Annotated in this window: 17 protein-coding genes; 10 read left to right on the top strand and 7 right to left on the bottom strand. The window is 38.6% G+C overall.

What is annotated here, in order from left to right; all coding sequences use genetic code 11:
• Nucleotide 1: 1 nt before the first annotated feature.
• Entirely contained in the window at nt 2-1468 is a 1467-nt protein-coding gene (locus MJX77_RS11410) for an aminotransferase-like domain-containing protein (RefSeq protein ID WP_252061329.1), read from the bottom strand.
• Between the two features lie 230 nt (nt 1469-1698).
• Between MJX77_RS11410 and MJX77_RS11415 the strand changes: the two genes are divergently transcribed.
• Nucleotides 1699-2568 (top strand): PhzF family phenazine biosynthesis protein, encoded by an 870-nt coding sequence (locus tag MJX77_RS11415; protein WP_252059102.1) that lies wholly within the window; start codon nt 1699-1701, stop codon nt 2566-2568.
• Between the two features lie 54 nt (nt 2569-2622).
• Here MJX77_RS11415 and MJX77_RS11420 read toward each other — a convergent pair whose 3' ends face one another.
• On the bottom strand, nt 2623-3402 hold the full coding sequence (locus tag MJX77_RS11420; RefSeq protein ID WP_005307052.1) for a ferredoxin--NADP reductase: 780 nt from the start codon (nt 3400-3402) through the stop codon (nt 2623-2625).
• A 101-nt stretch (nt 3403-3503) separates the two neighbouring features.
• Here MJX77_RS11420 and tsaA point away from each other — a divergent pair, with 101 nt between their 5' ends.
• Nucleotides 3504-4226, top strand: a complete 723-nt coding sequence (gene tsaA, locus MJX77_RS11425; RefSeq protein WP_252059103.1) for a tRNA (N6-threonylcarbamoyladenosine(37)-N6)-methyltransferase TrmO — start codon at nt 3504-3506, stop codon at nt 4224-4226.
• 18 nt (nt 4227-4244) lie between these two features.
• On the opposite strand, the gene MJX77_RS11430 is transcribed toward tsaA, so the two are convergent.
• Entirely contained in the window at nt 4245-5516 is a 1272-nt protein-coding gene (locus MJX77_RS11430; protein ID WP_107882640.1) for an MgtC/SapB family protein, read from the bottom strand.
• A gap of 258 nt (nt 5517-5774) precedes the next feature.
• On the opposite strand from MJX77_RS11430, the gene tfpB reads away from it, so the two are divergent.
• From tfpB to MJX77_RS11450, 4 genes are all read left to right on the top strand, one after another.
• Nucleotides 5775-7532: a type IV pilus assembly ATPase TfpB gene (gene tfpB, locus MJX77_RS11435; RefSeq protein WP_252059105.1), complete on the top strand. Its 1758-nt coding sequence runs from the start codon at nt 5775-5777 to the stop codon at nt 7530-7532.
• A 75-nt stretch (nt 7533-7607) separates the two neighbouring features.
• On the top strand, nt 7608-7967 hold the full coding sequence (locus MJX77_RS11440; protein ID WP_005307042.1) for a NirD/YgiW/YdeI family stress tolerance protein: 360 nt from the start codon (nt 7608-7610) through the stop codon (nt 7965-7967).
• A 107-nt stretch (nt 7968-8074) separates the two neighbouring features.
• Complete coding sequence (locus MJX77_RS11445) at nt 8075-8737, top strand: response regulator transcription factor (RefSeq protein WP_005307039.1); 663 nt, start codon at nt 8075-8077, stop codon at nt 8735-8737.
• Nucleotides 8734-10074 (top strand): ATP-binding protein, encoded by a 1341-nt coding sequence (locus tag MJX77_RS11450; protein ID WP_252059106.1) that lies wholly within the window; start codon nt 8734-8736, stop codon nt 10072-10074. The genes MJX77_RS11445 and MJX77_RS11450 overlap by 4 nt, the downstream gene beginning before the upstream one ends.
• Nucleotides 10075-10146: 72 nt before the next feature.
• Here the strand turns inward: MJX77_RS11450 and hemP are convergent, their stop codons facing one another.
• Nucleotides 10147-10317: a hemin uptake protein HemP gene (gene hemP / locus MJX77_RS11455; protein WP_004643472.1), complete on the bottom strand. Its 171-nt coding sequence runs from the start codon at nt 10315-10317 to the stop codon at nt 10147-10149.
• Nucleotides 10318-10453: 136 nt separating this feature from the next.
• Between hemP and MJX77_RS11460 the strand changes: the two genes are divergently transcribed.
• On the top strand, nt 10454-11356 hold the full coding sequence (locus MJX77_RS11460) for an NUDIX domain-containing protein (RefSeq protein ID WP_252059107.1): 903 nt from the start codon (nt 10454-10456) through the stop codon (nt 11354-11356).
• 22 nt (nt 11357-11378) lie between these two features.
• Here the strand turns inward: MJX77_RS11460 and MJX77_RS11465 are convergent, their stop codons facing one another.
• Nucleotides 11379-11927, bottom strand: a complete 549-nt coding sequence (locus MJX77_RS11465; RefSeq protein WP_191899952.1) for a tetratricopeptide repeat protein — start codon at nt 11925-11927, stop codon at nt 11379-11381.
• 21 nt (nt 11928-11948) lie between these two features.
• Entirely contained in the window at nt 11949-14345 is a 2397-nt protein-coding gene (mrcB, locus tag MJX77_RS11470) for a penicillin-binding protein 1B (protein ID WP_252059108.1), read from the bottom strand.
• A 185-nt stretch (nt 14346-14530) separates the two neighbouring features.
• On the opposite strand from mrcB, the gene MJX77_RS11475 reads away from it, so the two are divergent.
• On the top strand, nt 14531-15439 hold the full coding sequence (locus MJX77_RS11475) for an NAD(+) kinase (protein WP_004791221.1): 909 nt from the start codon (nt 14531-14533) through the stop codon (nt 15437-15439).
• Nucleotides 15436-15708, top strand: a complete 273-nt coding sequence (locus tag MJX77_RS11480; RefSeq protein WP_004791223.1) for a YeaC family protein — start codon at nt 15436-15438, stop codon at nt 15706-15708. Before MJX77_RS11475 ends, MJX77_RS11480 begins: the two co-directional genes overlap by 4 nt.
• A gap of 201 nt (nt 15709-15909) precedes the next feature.
• Here MJX77_RS11480 and MJX77_RS11485 read toward each other — a convergent pair whose 3' ends face one another.
• On the bottom strand, nt 15910-16923 hold the full coding sequence (locus MJX77_RS11485) for a glycosyl transferase family protein (RefSeq protein WP_252059109.1): 1014 nt from the start codon (nt 16921-16923) through the stop codon (nt 15910-15912).
• 505 nt (nt 16924-17428) lie between these two features.
• Here MJX77_RS11485 and MJX77_RS11490 point away from each other — a divergent pair.
• Nucleotides 17429-18787, top strand: a complete 1359-nt coding sequence (locus MJX77_RS11490; protein WP_049837098.1) for a dicarboxylate/amino acid:cation symporter — start codon at nt 17429-17431, stop codon at nt 18785-18787.
• The last annotated feature ends 91 nt before the right edge of the window (nt 18788-18878 follow it).

An 18878-nucleotide genomic window follows, 5' to 3' on the forward strand; every position in this document is an offset into this window, starting at 1 on the left:
TTCAACCTACTGAATTAGTAGGGATTTGGCCTATATCTTTTTGTGCGGGTAGCATATTTTTAGCTAGTTCTCCTAAGCGCATCAAAGCATTTAACATTTTAGGATTTAATTCGAAACACGCTGCTATACGTAAACAATGGCTAAAACGTTTATCAGCCGAACATAAAATTCCCGGCATACATAAGATTTTTTCATCCATTGCCTGATGAAAAAGTTCTAATGTATCGATAGATTCAGGCAACTCTAACCATAAAATAAATCCTGCTTGCGGACGACTGACTCGAGTACCGAGTGGAAAATAACGACAAATATAAGATTTGATGGTGTCAATTTGTTGTTGATAGCGTTTTTTGAGCTGCCGTAAATGCAGGTCATAACCGCCATTCTCTAAGAAAAGCCCTAAAGTTTCTGTAAGTAGAGCTGGCTCGGCAACTGTCGTTGTTAATTTAATTTGCTGCACAATATTACGAAAGCGCCCAGCTTCTAACCAACCAATTCGATAGTCGGGTGCTACGGTTTTCGTATAGCTACCACATACCAAAACCCATCCATTTTGGTCAAATGCCTTAATGTTGGGTAAGAGCGGTTCAGTCAGTTGCAGTTCGGCGTACATCGCATCTTCAATGACAGGGATTTGAAACTGATTAGCAAGCTCTGCTAAGCGACGACGGTTGCTTTCAGGAATGCTAAAACCGAGAGGATTGTGTCCTGTTGGAATAGTTAATATGGCTTGTACACTTTTAGATTTTAACAGTTCTTCAAGAGCATCTAGGCACATACCTGTATGCGGCGAGGTCGGTACTTCTACAATTTTTCGACCTAAATTATGAAGCAGTGGGTACAGGTTATGAAAAGTAGGAATCTCAAGAGCAATGCTGTCACCCGCTTGAGTTGTTGCCATAATCGCGAGACTTAAAGCTTCCATGGTGCCGTGAGTGAGTACAATATCATCGGCTGAAAGAAACATACCAAGCTGTAAGCCTCGCCTCGCAATTTGAGTACGTAAACGTATAGAGCCGGGCGGTAAAGTATAGTTTTTAAAAATGTCTGGCTGTGTCCGTAAAACTTGAGCAGTTAAGCGTTTTAAGCGTTCAATTGGATAGAAGTTTTCACCTGTAGGACAAGCCAGAGCCAAATTGACATAGTGGGGGTTCATCTGTTTTTTAACAATTTGCGCGAGAAAACAACTAATTCCTGAAAGAGATACTTTTTCTTCACTGACATAACGCTCTTCGAGTTCTAGTAAGTTTGAAGGTGCATGACAAACATAGTAACCAGACTGTGGACGAACAGAAATCAAACCTTTATCTTCAAGCTGACGATAAGCTTCTTTTACGGTGTTAATGCTGACCTGATAATGATTTGCGCAGTCGCGAATTGATGGTAAGCGTGAACCAATAGGCTGCCTGCCATTCTGAATTTGAAGGGTGAGGTCATCACTCACTTTTTTATATTTGTACATGTCAATTCATTAAAAAGCCAAAGCAATGGATACACTTTATCGTGATCTTTTATTTAACTCAAATATTGTGATTGCTTTTGATTGGTTCATTTGACACAAATCTAAACTTAAAAACTGTGTCTATTATTTTTCATATTAACTGATGCTGTGACCATTAAAAATAAATCAGTAAGATCAAAAAATGGTAAGGACTTAAAAACCATATTTTTTAATTTTAAAATCAGTAGGAGTGGTCTATGTCTGTTGTTGCATTTAAACAAGTTGATGTTTTTACTTCACAAGCATTTAAAGGTAATCCTGTCGCAGTCATTATGGACGCCAGTACCTTAACATCTGAACAGATGCAGGAAATTGCGAATTGGACAAATCTTTCTGAAACGACATTTGTGCTCCCTGCGACCGATTCTCAAGCTGATTATCAGGTTCGAATTTTTACTCCGCAAAGTGAGTTGCCATTTGCAGGACATCCTACAATTGGAACTGCCTATGCTTTGCTTGAAGCGGGCCTCGTGACAGCCAAAGAAGGTAAGCTGGTACAGCAATGTGCTGCGGGTTTAGTTGCTCTTACAGTGAGTGACTCAAAGCATATTTCGTTTGAACTACCTAAGCCTAAAATTACTCCACTTGATGCAATGCACACTGAGAAGTTAGCAAAGATTTTAAAATGTCAGATTGATACTCAATGGAATGCCACATTGGTTGATGTAGGGGCGCGTTGGATTGTATTACAAGCGGTGAATGCCGAAGCTGTTTTAGATAGCCAACCAGACTTTGCTGCTCTAAAAGAACATGATTTAGAAATAAAAGTTGGTGGAGCAACGGTTTATGGTTTTTATGAAAATAATGATGAGCAAAAACATATAGAAGTCCGCTCATTTGCTCCTTCAATTGGAATAAATGAAGATCCAGTTTGTGGCAGTGGTAATGGCAGCGTAGCATCTTTTATTCGTTACCATGGTATTTTACCAGCAGAAAATGATGTCGTTCTTTCTTCACAGGGGCAAGCTTTAGGTCGTGACGGACAGCTTCAACTAAATTTGTATCAAGACAAAATTTTAGTGGGTGGAACGGCTGTTACCTGTATTGATGGCACAATCAAGTTATAAAACAGATATAAAAAAACCGAGGACTTTGCCTCGGTTTCTTTAATTAGAAAAATCTTATTTTTCTACGAACGCACGTTCAATTACGTAGTCGCCCATTTCACCCATACGAGGTGATTCAACTAAACCGTGTTGGTCAAGTAACGCAGCAACGTCTTTTAAGAATGCAGGGCTACCGCAAAGCATTGCGCGGTCAGTTTCACGGTTAAAACGTGGTAAACCGATTTTTTCAAATAAAGCACCAGTTTCAATTGCAGTTGTTACACGGCCTTGAGTGTGGAAAGGTTCACGAGTTACTGTAGGGTAGTAAACAAGTTTGTCTTTAATACCTAACTCTTCAAAGAATTCATTTTTTGGAAGTTCATCCAAAATTAAATCTTGGTAAGCTAATTCAGAAATATAGCGTGTACCATGAACAACAATTACTTTTTCAAAACGTTCGTAAGTTTCTGGGTCACGAATAATTGATAAGAATGGTGCAAGGCCAGTACCAGAAGATAAAAGGTACAAGTTTTTACCCGGTAAAAGGTCATCATGAACCAAAGTACCTGTCGGTTTTTTAGAAATTAAGATTTCATCGCCAACTTGTACTTTTTGCAAAATTGAAGTTAAAGGACCATCTTGTACTTTAATTGAGAAAAATTCTAACTCTTCTTCGTAGTTTGCACTTGCAATCGAATACGCACGCATTAACGGTTTGCCATTCACTTCTAGTCCGATCATTACGAACTGACCATTTTTAAAACGTAAGCTAGTATCGCGTGTAGTTTTAAAACTGAAAAGTGTGTCATTCCAGTGGTGAACATGAGTAATGCGTTCGACGTTAAAAGCAGCCATTAAAGGTCTCGATCACGATTAAAAGAAAACAGATAGCTATTCTAATCTAATTTCATTCCCGATAAACTGAATATATTTAATTGTGTTTATAAGAAAAAGTGATGAACAATTCTGTCACCTTCCCCATAATTGGCCACATGTGTTCCCCATATCGTGAAAAATTTGGCATTCCACGCCAGCCTAATTTGGTAAATATTGAGTCTTATATTGATATGGTAGAACCTTATAATGACTTATTGGCATTTGAGGGAATTGAGCAGTTCAGTCATCTCTGGCTAGTTTGGCAGTTTCATGACAATAAAAATCAGGGGAGTGCCGATAAATTCCGTCCACAGGTTCGTCCACCACGTTTAGGCGGTAATGAGAAAATTGGGGTGTTTGCTACACGTAGCATGTATCGACCTGCTCCAATCGGACTTTCAGTTGTAAAACTTAATAAAGTGGAAAAAGTCGGTAGGTCTGTTCGAGTTTATATCACAGGAAGTGATTTATTAAATGGCACGCCAATTTTAGATATCAAGCCTTATATTCAATATTCTGATGCAATTATTGATGCGGAAAGTGGTTATGCACATGCAGAACCTGAACGGAAGTCAGTCATTTGGTCAGAAGCTGCGTTAACAGCGCAAAAATATTTTCTGCAAAATAATGAAATGAATTCACAGTACATTGATGAGCTTGAGCAAGTTTTAGCTTTAGATCCTCGGCCTGCCTATCAAGAAGACGCTGAACGAATCTATAAAATGAAATTTTCAGACTTTGATATTCATTTTAAAGTCGATCAATTTGTAGTTACGGTCATTGATGTGGTGAAGACTTCTTAGCTTGCACAGTAGAAATCTTTAAAACCAATGGATGTTGAGCCAAAGTAAACTAATAAATATAGCCATATGAATGAGTTGGGCGGGAACGAAAGCAAGGGCATAGCGTAGCCCGCCCGAAATTGCAGAGTTCACACTTTTGGCAAGCGCATGAACTGCAAAGCCTCCTAAAAATGCAATTAATAAAGGTGTCATATGGGTACTATCAGGTTCACCTTGCACAATGACTGCCGCAATAGCTGCATGTATTTCAAATAAAGATGCGAGCAGAGTACCTGCGATTAATCCAGCATCGCCTAAAGAGATACTTAAGCCATAAACACCTGCCTGAATGAGGGTGAGTGTGCCTGCAATAATAATGGCTTCTTTTAAGCTGAACATTCTTGAGTCAAGTTCGGGTGAAGTTGTACTGGGCTCTGCTTTACGCAATAAAATGAAAGCCCAGATTGCTAAAACTGCTAATGCAATAAGTGTAGGAAATATAATCAGCTTAAACCAAGCAAAGCTAATCCCAATCACAATAATTAAAGTTTGAATGAGTGTTGAAACACACGACATTAATGCAGCGCCTGCATTTGTAGTTGCATTGGCCCTGCCAGAGCGTACTTCTAAACCTAAACTGGCAATGGTTGCTGTACTGGAAACAAATCCCGAAGCTAAAGAAGAGAGTAATAAAGCGTTTTTAGAGGAGAGTAACCGTTTCGCAATATGGGCGAGTGCCTGTACAAATAAGATTAAAGTGAGTAATTTTAAAATCACATGCGGATTTAAAACTGGACCCCAAAAGGGTTTATTGGGCACTAAAGGCAGCGCTATTAAAAGTAAGGCAAGTAGAAAAATACCATCACGCAATTCCGATTCAGTAATCCACTGACTGGCAATGCCATGCATAGACTGCTTTGCCAATAAAATAATGGTCATGATCACAGCTAGGCCAGCAGCAAGCGAAATATTCCAAATACAAAGTGCCCCAATAAAGTAAGTCATAATAAAGGCAAGTTCGGTAGTCACACCGGGGTCATTAGGCTGATTTTTGAGAGATACAATACTAATTGCCCCAATGAGAAGGGCACCTACAATTCCAATTTCAGTGCCGAATAAAAAACAGATGGCGCCTAATAATGAACTAATTGCAAAAGAACGAAATCCGGCAAAAGTTTTGTATTCATGTTTAAGCTTACTTCGCTCACGTTCTAAACCAATTAATAAGCCACAACCGAGCGCCGCAGCAATAACGGTAATGAATTCTTCAAATGAAGTTGTTTGTAATGACATTGTCATTGGAAGCTCCATATTACTTCCTCTTTGGTTTATTGTTATAAGTAGATTTGAATCGTTTTAAAAATCATATATTCACGTTCAGTTTATGCTTTTTATTATAGTGAGCATAGTGTCTTTTTTAGACAAAACCATGTAGAAAATATTTCTATAAATATGACCTGTGGCACAAAAAAAATATTAAGATGAGAATTGGTTTAATTAACTGATGTTAAAGGATATTTAAATATAAAACATCTCTGCTATATTATAAAAATATATTGGGGATAACGCATGAATGCACATGTACAAATAGATACGTATTGGTGTCTAGAACAACTATTACAAGAAGGCCGTATTACAGAACGAGATAAATTACTGGTACAGTCAAGCCACCGCCAAAAAGACCAGTTAAAGTGGCATCCATTACAGTGGATTGCACATTTTAATTTAAAAGATCAGCAGCACACACACGCTCATTTAAGTTTAAACCGCTTGTGTTTATGGTTTGCAGATCTGGTTCAGCTCCCTTTATTTGTGATTGATCCTTTAAAGGCAGATGTTAGTGCTTTAACGCAAGTAATGTCACAAGAGTTTGCTATTCGCAATCATATTTTAGCTGTGGAAATTCATGCTGATCGAATCGTGATTGGAACAGATCAACCATTTCAAACAGATTGGCTAAACAATTTAGAGCGAAGTCTAGCGCCTAAAAAAATTGAACGAGTATTACTTAATCCTGAACAGTTGCAACGCTATTTACGTGAATATTATCAGGTCAGTCGTGCTGTAAACTCCGCTCAAAAAGATGCAGCTCATGAACGTGACACTAAAAATGTTGAAGCGCTTTTGCAGCTTGGCGATAGTCAGAACCCAGATGCGAATGATCAGCATATTGTGAAATTGGTTGACTGGATTTTACAGTTTGCATTCGAGCAGAGTGCCAGTGATATTCACATGGAACCGCGTAAAGATAACGGTAAAGTCAGGTTCCGTATTGATGGTGTGTTGCACACCATTTATAACATGCCATCCAATATACTGACCGCCGTGATTTCCCGAATTAAAATTTTAGGACGTTTAAATGTAGCGGAAAAACGTAAACCGCAAGATGGTCGATTAAAAACACGGACACCTAAAGGTCAAGAAACTGAACTCCGTTTATCAACCTTACCCACAGCGTTTGGTGAGAAACTGGTCATGCGTATTTTTGATCCCGATGTGTTGGTACGTTCTTTTCATCAGCTTGGTTTTGAAGAGAGTTTATTACAACAGTGGCAGCAATTAACAAAAAATAGCCATGGGATTATTTTGGTTACTGGCCCCACAGGTTCAGGTAAAACCACAACGTTATATTCATCTTTAAAGCAGCTTGCAACTGATCAGGTCAATGTCTGTACCATTGAAGATCCGATTGAAATGCTAGAGCCTAGTTTTAACCAAATGCAGGTCAATAACGCAATTGAATTAGGTTTTGCAGATGGTGTTCGTGCACTTATGCGACAAGATCCAGATATTATTATGATTGGGGAAATTCGCGATCAAGATACAGCAAATATGGCCATTCAGGCGGCACTTACAGGTCATTTGGTATTATCAACTTTACACACCAATGATGCGCCGTCCAGTTTGACTCGCTTGCATGATTTAGGTGTGCAGCCATTTTTAACAGCAGCAACTATTTTAGGTGTATTGGCTCAGCGTTTAGTGCGACAACTTTGTCCACACTGCAAACAGCAAACTCATATTAATGAGGATGAATGGCAACATTTAACATTCGACTACATTATGGACATGCCAGAAAAAGTTTATCAGGCAGTAGGGTGTGAACAATGTCGTCATACAGGCTATAAAGGGCGAGTCGGTATTTATGAGTTTATGCCAGTCAGTCTTGAGCTTAAGCATCTTATTAGTAGCCATATGACCTTAAATGATTTGAGAACGCAAACTAAAAAAGAAGGTATAGAACCCTTAAGAATTGCAGGTGCTCGTAAAGTGATTGATGGTCTTACAACATTAGAAGAGGTATTGCGGGTTGTGCCATTAAATTAACTTTTTCTTAAGATTCACCTCATCTATGCCTGTTGTACTTACGCTATTCGAAGATGTGGTTAAAAAGGTGATCTTATGAAAATGCTTAAAGCGATACTAATGACTACGGGTCTAACTGTTACTGGCGTAGCTATGGCAAATACACCTGTGAATCAGGCAGCAATTGCACCAGCAACTCTGACAACTGTTAAGCATGCATTAACGGCAAAAGATAATACACCAGTCAAATTACATGGGCAGGTTGTAAAATCTTTAGGTGATGAAAAATATCAATTTCGTGACAAGACAGGTAGCATTACAGTGGATGTAGATGATGAGCTTTGGCAGGGTCGTCCTATTTCAGCAAATACAAATGTCACTCTAATTGGTGAAGTAGACATCGACTATAAACCTTTAAAACGTGTAGAAATTGAGGTCGATCAAGTTCAGTTCTAATTCATTGATCTCTGAATCTACTACTTTTAGCCGCATTTAAATGATGCGGCTTTGCTTTTTTTATAAAGGCTTGGCAAGATTAAAACAGCATATAACAGGAAAAATAGATGAGAATTTTGCTTGCAGAAGATGATCGCTCTCAAGCTGAAAGTATTCAATCATGGTTAGAGTTAGATGGTTATCAGGTCGATTGGGTGGAAAGAGGTGATTATGCGCTTACGGCAATTGAGCAGCATGACTATGACTGTATTTTACTTGATCGGGGACTGCCGCAATTAGCGGGTGAGAAAGTTCTAACAACGATCCGTTATAAACAAAAAAATGTTCCTGTTATTTTTATTACCGCACGTGACAGCATTCATGATCGCGTAGAAGGACTAGATTTAGGCGCAAATGATTATTTGGTTAAGCCTTTTAGTTTAGAAGAACTCTCTGCCCGAATTCGCGCTCAATTGCGTAAACAAACTTTAAGTCAGCAATCGATTTTAACGTGGGGTGATTTGCAACTTGATACACAAGCGAAAGTTGTATTAAGCGCTGGCAAGTCTATCGATTTAACGGCAAAAGAATTTCAAATATTGCGTAAGCTGATGGTTCATCCTGAACATATTATTACCCGTGATCAATTAGAAGAAGCACTCTATGCATGGGGTGAGGAAATTGAAAGTAACGCCATCGAAGTATTTATTTATCAGCTTCGAAAAAAAATTGGAAGTAGCTGCATTAAAACCATACGGGGGCTAGGTTACCGTATGGGAGATTTAAAATGAAATCGAATCGCTCATCTTTGCAGTCACAACTGGTTAAAACCACAATGTGGAGTAGTGTGGTGGTGGGCTTGGTGGCTTTAAGCTTACTTACCATATTTTCTGTTTATCACAACATGTCAGTGCAAGATGAAATCATGGATGAAATTTCAGATACTTTGCTGGTTTCTGACCTTTCTAAACATTCTATGAAACAGTTTGATCAGCTCAGTGATGAATTTGATATTCAGTATGAGTTATTAAGCTCTGGGCAATTACTTACTCATTCTCATAGTTATCAGCATGAACTTTTTGAACAAGGAAAGTTATCTGAAGGTTTTTCATATTTTTGGTTTGATGGTCAATTATGGCGGAGTTTGGCTGCACAACAAGAAGACTCTCAACTAGAAGTTGAAGTCTTTCAGCCAATGAGTACACGTATTGAAGAAGTACTCAAAGCACTTGCAGGCTATAGCGGTCTTATGGTGTTGTTCTGGTTGCTGCAATGGGTCATTGTAAGTTGGCGTACCGAGCAACAATTGGCTGCGCTAAATTTACTTTCTATACGTATTGCCCAAAAAACAGCTTCAAATTTAGAACCAATTCAAGACCCAGATGTCATTACCGAAATTCAACCTGTGATTGATGCTTTAAACCAATTACTTGCAAGATTGCAAAGAGCATTAGTGGCTGAGCAGCGTTTTACAGCGGATGCTTCCCATGAGCTACGTTCTCCGTTGTCTGCCATACAAATGCGCCTTCAGGTTTTACAGCGTAAATATCAACATGTTCCAGAACTTCATCAAGACTTTGAGCGTATACAAGAAGACGTTTCAAGAAGTACAAAAGTACTTGAAAACTTACTGCTTCTGGCTCGCTTGGAACCCAATGAAGCAGAGCAGCCACAACTTCCTAAAACAGTTATCGATTTAAAGTATTTATTGGCTAGAGTCATTGAAACTGTAACTTTAGATGCGAATGCTAAACAGATGTTGATAGAGACAAATACCTTATCGACAGAAACTAAAACCTTTGCGAATGAAGAATTACTGTTTATTGCTTTTAGAAATTTATTTGATAATGCCATTCGTTATAGCCCGAATTTAGGTTCTATTCATGTCGAGATTAGTCAGGACGAACAGCAAATTAAAGTTGCTATAGAAGATACAGGAAATGGTGTAGATGATGAGGTATTGCAACGCTTAGGACAGCGTTTTTTTCGAGTATTAGGTACTCAGCAGCAAGGTTCAGGATTGGGAATTTCAATTACAAGAAAAATTATTGAATTGCATAATGGTGAATTGCGTTTTATGCATGCTGAACAGGGTGGTTTGAGGGTAGAGGTTAATCTTCCATTATAAAAAATAGCATGGTTACCCATGCTATCCATTTTTTGTTTTCCCACGAATATTATTGAAACGCGAGTGTATTTTTTATTTAGTTAAAATTAGGCGATTATTGCGAGTGAGGCGTAAACGATATTCCTCGCCAGCATGCATAATGCGGATTTCACGGCCTAATGCAAAGAGGTTATTAGAATGTAACATTGGTAAGGCATGAGCTGTTTCATTGTTACGAGTAAATAAGCTAAAAGGTGCGTTCATTTGTTGTGCTCCGTGGTATGTTCTTGAACGATTTAAATGATAATCATTATCGAATAGATCTGTCAATGAGATTTTTAAGATTTTATAAAATGATAAAATTTGCTTACACTTGAGAAAAGTTTTAGAGAGTAAAAAAATGCCCAAACCAATCGTCGATGTCGCTATAGCAATCTTGATCCATCGTGGAAAAATACTAGTTGGATGGCGCGAAGAGCAGCAGCATCAAGGTGGAAAGCATGAGTTTCCGGGGGGGAAGGTTGAGCAGGGTGAAACACCCGAAGAAGCCTGTCGCCGTGAAATCTATGAAGAAGTGGGTATTGGTTTAAAAGATTGGCATCAATTTGATTATATTTATCATGAATATGACGACATTATTGTCAATTTACATTTATTCCATAGTTATGTACCTGATGAACTATTAAATCTTATTCATCAACCATGGGCATGGTACACACGTGAACAATTACTTCACTTAAACTTTCCAAAAGCCAATAAAGACATCATAAAAAGATTGTATTGGCCGCATTTTATTAAAATTAGTCCTACGCTGACACCAGTCGAAAATGATGACACTTTAGTGTATTGGCGTAGTGAAAAAGATAGTTTTGATCAGGCAGATATAGAAAAATTAGCTCTTTTAGATACCAATCAGCTTTCAAAATTAATCGTGAATGTTGATGTTTGGCATAAGCTAAAACCTGAATTAAAAACTCATATAAAAACGGTACATCTTAAGCAATCCCAATTAATGAGTTTGCATAAAGGCGACTTGGAAGTGGGAGTGCGTTTTATTGCTGCTTGCCACGATGCAGTTTCTTTACAGCATGCTCAGCAAATTGGCTGTGATTCTGTTTTTATAAGTCCTGTCAAAGTAACAGAGACCCATCCAGATGCGAGCGCATTAGGGTGGGATCGTTTAAATGACTTGATTGAGAAATGCCAGATTCCCGTATTCGCTTTGGGAGGCATGAGTCCTGATGATTTAGTCACAGCACAGCAACATGGTGCGTATGGCTTGGCGGGTATTCGTAATTTTTAGTAAGACATACAAGCATTAAAAGCTAGAGTGCTTTTAATGCTTGCTGTGCTTCTTGAACAGTTTTTTGATTATTACGCTGTTGCCCAGCTTTTAAAATGGTTAGCCAAAGCTGTTTTTTCATGGCCTGACTTTGGGCAAAACTCAAACCACGTCTGGCAAGGGACTCAGCATTAGAATATTGCTGTTTATGATTTGCAGTAAGTGCAAGAAATAAATAGGTCTCAGCTGCTTGAGGTGCTAAACGCTGTGCCTGAAGTGCATAGCGTTCAGCCTCTGACCATTGCTGGTTTTTATAAGCCTGCTGTGTTTTCTGCATTAAGACTTTAAATGCAGGTAACTGGCTGCCATCATCACTAAAATGTTGAGGCTTTTTCTGTTGAGGAACGATCACCTGTAAATTTTTGCGTTGAATTTCCGGATGATCATAAGGTGTAATTTTTACACCCGATGGAGTTTCCGTCTTTTTGACTGGAGGAGTAGGTGTTTTCTCTTTGGAGTCAGAATGATCAGGCAAAGTTGTACAGCCGACCATAAGAACAGCACCAATATAAAAAACACCTTTCTTCAACATATCCTAATTTCCTGTTTACGCTTAGTTGTTATAACTACCACTTGAAATTACACGTGAGTTATTTGACAGATCTTGTTGCATCTGACTTTCACTTTCACGAATATAACTGTCGGTATTATCATCCTGAGAGTCAGGCGTTGTGTTATCACTTTGTGGCGTATATGTTGGATCAACTTGATAATAAGGTGCTCCACATGGCGTAGCGCGGTGTGGAACCGTATGTGTTAGCATCGGAATATACATAGCGCCATCACAAGCCTGAGCAGATAAATCACCCGTTGCACGATCAATCCACTGCCACTGTACAGTGTCTGGCTGACGTATATTCACAGGAGTTTGGCGTAACTGTTTCATCACGTTAGTCCATACTGGCAATGCACCAGATGAACCAGTTAAACCTGTTACTTTGTTGTCATCTAAACCTAACCATACTACAGCGACATGGTTACCCGAATAACCTGCAAACCATGAGTCTCGTGTATCGTTAGTCGTACCTGATTTACCTGCCAATTTTAAAGCTGGAGATAAGCTGCTATAGGCTGAACGACCAGTACCCGAAGACATGACCTGTTGTAAACCATAATTCATGATATAGCCAACAGCCGGATCAATCGTTTGTTGAACATTCAGGCCATAACGGTCAAGTAAACGACCATTGGCATCTACCACAGAGCGAATTGCACGAGTTGGATATTTAAAGCCGCCTGTAGCGAAGTTCTCATAGATTCCGAGCACTTCCATTGGTGACATATTGACTGCCCCAAGGAAAATAGAAGGGTAGGCAGGAATCGTTGACTCAACACCAAACTTTCTTAGATTATTGGTAAATGTTGATAAACCAAATTCTTGACCCAAACGTACAGCAGAAAGGTTGTATGAGTTTGCTAATGCTTCGCTCAGACTTACTACACCATGTCCACCACCACTATAGTTTTTAGGTGTCCAGCTTTTACCGCTATCTACAGGAACACTGATTGGAGCATCTTCAATTTGGCTTGCCCAGTTATAACGTCCAGATTCAATCGCACTCAAATAAATGACAGGTTTCAATAAAGAACCGACTTGGCGTTTTGCATCTAAAGCACGGTTAAAACCAGTAAAGTCTTGTGTAGAGCCAACTGCTGCAACAAGCTCACCATTTTCAGGATGGGCAATCAGTACAGCACCTTGTAGGTTTTTCAAACGTGCTGGGTTGCTGTTTGCTAAGCGATCTACTGAAGCTTTAAACGCATTTTGAACTTGAGTTTGAGTAATTGGGTCTAAGGTCGTAAAAATACGTAAGCCCTGATTGGTTAAATCACTTTCCTGATATTCTGTACGCAACTGACGACGTACAATATCTAAAAAGTCTGGGAATTTTGCAGGCCCTAAACTTGGTTTACTTAATACATTTAAAGGACGTGCAATTTCATCTTCATATTCGGCTTGAGTTAAATAACCCATCACACGCATGTTGTTTAATACGGTATCGCGGCGTTTTTTTGCACCTTCAGGGTTTTTCCAAGGATTATATAAAGAAGGGCCTTGTACCAAACCTACTAGATAAGCTTGTTGTGCAACGCTAAGTTCACGTAATGGTAAACCAAAATAAAATTGTGAAGCCAAACCATAGCCATTAATTGAGTAGCTACCGTTTTGGCCCAGATTCACTTCATTTAAATAGGCTTCTAAAATTTCATCTTTGCTGTAATGCAGCTCGATGAGCAAAGCCATTAAGGCCTCATTAACTTTACGTTTTAATGTACGCTCAGGTGTGAGATAGAAGTTTTTAACTAATTGTTGAGTCAGGGTTGAGCCACCTTGACGCTTTCCACCTGTGATATTACTCACTAGTGCACGAGCCGTACCGCGAATTGAAATACCATGATGATGATAAAAATTGCGGTCTTCTGTAGAAATTAAAGCTTCAATGAGTGGTTTAGGGACATTATTCAGTTTAATGAGTACACGGTCTTCATTGTGTTGAGGATAAATTCCTCCAATGAGTAACGGTTCTAAGCGTGCAACGCCAGTTGAAGAAGGTTTGGTACTTCGAACTTCAACAACTTGATCATTTGCAAAACTTAACTCTAAGACTTGTTCAGGTTCAACACTGTCACCGTAGTCAAAACCACGTGTGTGAATATACATGTTGCTGCCTTGAGCAACATAACTTCCCGATTTGTCATAATTACTTGAAGTTTTGTAACCCAGTAGCTTCAATTCTTGAGTGAAATTTGCTTGGGAAATAGGCGCGTTGTTATAAATTTCCAGAGGTCGTGCAAACACTTTGGCAGGAATATCCCACCGTTGTCCTTCAAATTTTTCACGGATAATATTATCTAAACGAATCAGATAGATACTAAGAGCAATAAAAGCACCAATGACCAAAATGGAAAAGATTAGTGCAAAGAAACCGATACCACGTTCAAACTTCATAAAAATGAGATAAAACCCTAACAATGCCTGTAATGATGCGATAGCTTGTCATCAATTTGCAATGATAAAACTGTGAATAATTGGAAAACTTAGATTGAATTTTACAGCATCTTGTAGTTATGTTTTTTTAAATTAATCAGGTTAATGTTATTATAGGCAAGTATCGCAGCGGAGCTTACTCATTCGTGCAAATTTCACATAAGTCCTTCAGAAACGTCGGGTTAATCGGTCGACCAGATAAATCATCAGTTGTAGAAACACTATGTTTAATTCATGATCATTTATTGAACCTAGGTTTAAACCCCATTTTTGATCAGGAAACTGCTGAATTAGTGCCTTATGATCATGCACAGGTAGTAAGCCGTCATTTATTAGGTGAAGTTGCTGATTTAGTTATTGTAGTTGGCGGGGACGGTTCTTTACTCCACGCGGCAAGAGCTTTGGTTCGTTACAATACCCCTGTTATTGGTATCAACCGTGGGCGATTAGGTTTTCTAACCGATATCAAACCGTCAGAAGCGATTTTTAAACTTGACCAAGTGCTTCAAGGGCATTTTCAACTTGATCGCCGTTTCTTACTTGAAATGGAAGTGCGAACAAATGGCGAAGTCATTTATGATGCCATTGCTTTAAATGATGTCGTTTTGCACTCGGGTAAGTCGGTCCACATGATTGACTTTGAACTCAACATTGATGGCCAATATGTTTATCGCCAACATAGTGATGGTTTAATTGTTTCGACTCCAACTGGATCAACAGCTTATGCGTTGTCAGGTGGTGGACCAATTTTACATCCAAGTATGGACGCTATTGCATTAGTTCCAATGCATCCTCACACATTGTCATCACGTCCCATCGTAGTCGGTGGACAAAGCGAAATTAAGATTGTTATTCGCGAAAATCGGGTGTTACCGATGGTGAGTGCAGATGGTCAACATAGCATATCGCTCAATGTTGGAGATAGTTTACACATCCGCAAACATCCATTTAAACTAAGTTTATTGCATCCACCAGGTTATGATTTTTATATGGCCTGCCGTACCAAACTTGGTTGGAACCAAGATTTTGAATCTTTCCAAAGAGATGAATCATGAATATTGAACAAATGCTATCTATTTTAAACCCTGAGATTGTAGAGCGTTTAAAAACAGCAGTAGAAATTGGTAAATGGCCAAACGGCGTTGTTTTAACAAAAGAGCAGCGTGAAACTTGTATGCAAGCTGTAATTGCTTGGGAGTTAAAGAACTTACCAGAAGAGCAGCGTAGTGGTTATATTGACCGCGGTACGAAAGAAGAAGGTGAGGTTTGTGAAGATGATCACCACAAACATGAGCCAGAGTTTAAACCTATTCGTTTTGTTTAAAAATTAATAAGATAGAAAATTATTTTTGGTTATTCCATATAGCTTTGAATACCATGTTTTTCAAAAGTTATAGCATATAGGCTTTTATTACTTTTGAAGGATCAAAAGTAACCAAAAATCCTTTGTATCACTGACGATACTTCCATGTATCGCAGTGATACGGTCGACATCCATATCGACTTTCACGATAGCATTTGTTAACTACGAATTAAGATTGCTTAAATTTCTTGTTTCCCATAATACTTTTGCTTTCTGCATTGCTTCTTCAAAACTCGCAACAACGCCCATGGTATATAACGCAATACCCATGGTTTCTGTTACTGCCATTTCACCATATTCATGATGCTGCTGACCAAGCCAGACCGCTTTAAACGTTGCTAAATCTAACTCTTCTTCAATTGGGCTACGTTCAGGCGTAAGCTTTGGCAACTCATGTTCATAGAGCTCACCATTTTTAATACCACAAATGAGAGTTTTAGCATCGGGGTTTCGCTCAAATTCACCGCCTTCACCTTTAATGACTGCACTATTTTGATAGCCTAAGCGAAGCGCACTATGCTGATGAGAGGTCCTATACGCTGGATGAAAGATAGCTTGTAAGGTAGCTTTAGCATTAAAAGGATTAATTAAACGGGCTAAAGTATGAATAGGTGAGCGTAAACCCATTACATTTCTTAAAGAAATTAGTTCACTTAAAACTGGTGAAATCACATCTAGTGGTAAGTATGCGAAATTTTGCTCTGTTAGTTGTGTACGCACTTCTTGTTCAGAGTGACAAATTTGATAACCTAGATATTCTAAAACTTGCTCGGTATAGACACGGTTAAGCGTGTGGCCTGATGCACCATGCATAACAATCTTATGGCCATGCTGTGCAAGTGTGAGAGCTGCTAACAAAAACCATGGGTAATGTTTACGTTTACCCGCATAAGATGACCAGTCTAAATCAACGTCTAAAGGTTGAAAATTGAGTTGATCTCTAGTGGCTTGAACAAATCCCGCGAGTTCATCAATAGATTCTTCTTTAACACGAAGTAGCATTAAAAAAGCACCTAACTGCACATCAAGCACTTCACCTTTTAAAATCATGCTAAATGCTTGATAAGCTTCTTCATAGCTTAAAGAGCGTGAACCACTTTTTCCCTTACCTAAAATACGGACATATTGAGCGAATGGGTGTTCAGCATCTTTATAGATATTACGTTTAGTATTCATGGTGGTTCAAAAACAATAAAAATGATGGGATGTAGGCAGCTCAGAATGAAATGTCCACAAGTATTTAATCAATATGACATAAAAAACTGTCGAAAAAATATCAAAAGTGTTTCTTATACTAAAGTCTTAAGGCTGCATGAGTGTTTTTTGCGCGTATTAGCTAAAAATTTAACCGAATCATTATTTAATTCGAGTACACTTTCTCGTGCTTTTTTGAGCACTCATATCATAATTTTCTGTGATTCTCCTATATCTTCAGCTTTTTATTGAAAAAGTAAGAGGTTATTTCTAACTACTCAAAGTGGTTAGAAACTTCAGGTATTCTCCTGTTTTAGAAAACAACTTTTTTTGTTTTCATTGAGGTAGTAGGAAGGTTTTTTGTTTACAAAGAACCGTTTCCCTTTTGCGGTGTTCATGTGAAAGGTTAGGGCTGTGTATTCGTAAAGAATAGACGTTTCATTTTGGTATTTCCAACGGACTTGGAAATATAGATTGAAGTAAAGTTATGGCTAAAAAACCGATTTATAAATCACTTTATTTTCAGGTGATTATTGCGATTATTGCGGGTGTTTTGGTAGGGCATTTTTCCCCAAGCTCAACGCAAATTGTCAATGGTGTTGAACAGCATATCCCAGGTTTAGGTGAGAAACTCAAGCCATTAGGTGATGCCTTTATTCGTTTGATCAAGATGATCATCGCTCCAGTTATTTTCTGTACCGTGGTCAGCGGTATTGCTGGCATGGAAAGCATGAAGTCAGTCGGAAAAACTGGCGGCGTCGCGTTGTTATATTTTGAAGTTGTTTCAACAATTGCACTTCTGATTGGCCTTGTTGTAATTAACATTGCTAAACCGGGTGTAGGGATGAATATTGACCCTACAACTCTAGACACCTCGGGCATTCAAAAATACGTCAGTTCTGGTGAGTCACAATCTACCATTGATTTCTTAATGCACATCATTCCAGATACGGTTGTTGGCGCATTTGCAAATGGTGAAATCTTACAAGTCCTTCTTTTTGCAATTCTCTTTGGTTTTGCTTTACATAAGTTAGGTGATGCAGGACGTCCAGTTTTAAAATTTATTGATCAAGTTGCACATGTGTTCTTTAACATTGTGAATATGATTATGAAGCTGGCTCCGATTGGTGCATTCGGTGCAATGGCATTCACCATTGGTAAATATGGCGTTGGTTCACTTGTACAATTAGGGCAATTAATTCTCTGCTTCTATATTACGTGTCTACTCTTTATCTTCTTGATTTTGGGTACAATCAGCCGTATGAGTGGATTCAGTATCCTCAAAATGATTCGCATGATTCGTGAAGAGTTATTAATTGTACTTGGTACATCTTCTTCTGAATCTGTTTTACCTCGCATGTTGCGTAAACTCGAAATTGCAGGTTGTGAAAAGTCTGTAGTTGGTTTGGTTATTCCAACAGGTTATTCATTTAACCTAGATGGAACGTCAATTTATTTGACTATGGCTGCAATCTTTATTGCTCAGGCAACGAATACTCAGCTTGATATTCAACATCAGATTACTTTGCTATTAGTACTCTTAATCTCATCTAAGGGTGCGGCGGGTGTAACTGGCTCTGGTTTTATTGTTATGGCGGCAACTTTGTCTGCTGTAGGACATATTCCGGTTGCAGGTTTGGCATTGATTTTAGGTATTGACCGTTTCATGTCAGAAGCACGTGCTTTAACTAACCTTGTTGGTAACTCTTTAGCGACGATTGTTGTTGCTAAATGGGTCGGTGCTTTAGATAAAGATAAGCTTAATGATGCTTTAAATAATCCAGATGAAGTTGACAGAAAAATGATGGAACCAAAAAGTCCTCAAGTCGCTGAAGGTCTAGATTAATTCAAAGAAACCTATATAAAAAAGGAAGCTAAAGCTTCCTTTTTTATTGGCTGACTGAAAAGTACAGTTTTAATGAGCAGCTATGCCATGA

The sequence above is a fragment of the Acinetobacter sp. AHP123 genome (genome assembly GCF_023757925.1).
In the GTDB taxonomy this organism is placed as follows: domain Bacteria; phylum Pseudomonadota; class Gammaproteobacteria; order Pseudomonadales; family Moraxellaceae; genus Acinetobacter; species Acinetobacter oleivorans.

Coding starts and splice junctions, on each gene's coding strand:
- MJX77_RS11415 (WP_252059102.1), top strand. CDS start 1,699: ATGTCTGTTGTTGCATTTAAACAAGTTGATGTTTTTACTTCACAAGCA.
- MJX77_RS11420 (WP_005307052.1), bottom strand. CDS start 3,402: ATGGCTGCTTTTAACGTCGAACGCATTACTCATGTTCACCACTGGAAT.
- tsaA (WP_252059103.1), top strand. CDS start 3,504: ATGAACAATTCTGTCACCTTCCCCATAATTGGCCACATGTGTTCCCCA.
- MJX77_RS11430 (WP_107882640.1), bottom strand. CDS start 5,516: ATGGAGCTTCCAATGACAATGTCATTACAAACAACTTCATTTGAAGAA.
- tfpB (WP_252059105.1), top strand. CDS start 5,775: ATGAATGCACATGTACAAATAGATACGTATTGGTGTCTAGAACAACTA.
- MJX77_RS11440 (WP_005307042.1), top strand. CDS start 7,608: ATGAAAATGCTTAAAGCGATACTAATGACTACGGGTCTAACTGTTACT.
- MJX77_RS11445 (WP_005307039.1), top strand. CDS start 8,075: ATGAGAATTTTGCTTGCAGAAGATGATCGCTCTCAAGCTGAAAGTATT.
- MJX77_RS11450 (WP_252059106.1), top strand. CDS start 8,734: ATGAAATCGAATCGCTCATCTTTGCAGTCACAACTGGTTAAAACCACA.
- hemP (WP_004643472.1), bottom strand. CDS start 10,317: ATGAACGCACCTTTTAGCTTATTTACTCGTAACAATGAAACAGCTCAT.
- MJX77_RS11460 (WP_252059107.1), top strand. CDS start 10,454: ATGCCCAAACCAATCGTCGATGTCGCTATAGCAATCTTGATCCATCGT.
- MJX77_RS11465 (WP_191899952.1), bottom strand. CDS start 11,927: ATGTTGAAGAAAGGTGTTTTTTATATTGGTGCTGTTCTTATGGTCGGC.
- mrcB (WP_252059108.1), bottom strand. CDS start 14,345: ATGAAGTTTGAACGTGGTATCGGTTTCTTTGCACTAATCTTTTCCATT.
- MJX77_RS11480 (WP_004791223.1), top strand. CDS start 15,436: ATGAATATTGAACAAATGCTATCTATTTTAAACCCTGAGATTGTAGAG.
- MJX77_RS11485 (WP_252059109.1), bottom strand. CDS start 16,923: ATGAATACTAAACGTAATATCTATAAAGATGCTGAACACCCATTCGCT.
- MJX77_RS11490 (WP_049837098.1), top strand. CDS start 17,429: ATGGCTAAAAAACCGATTTATAAATCACTTTATTTTCAGGTGATTATT.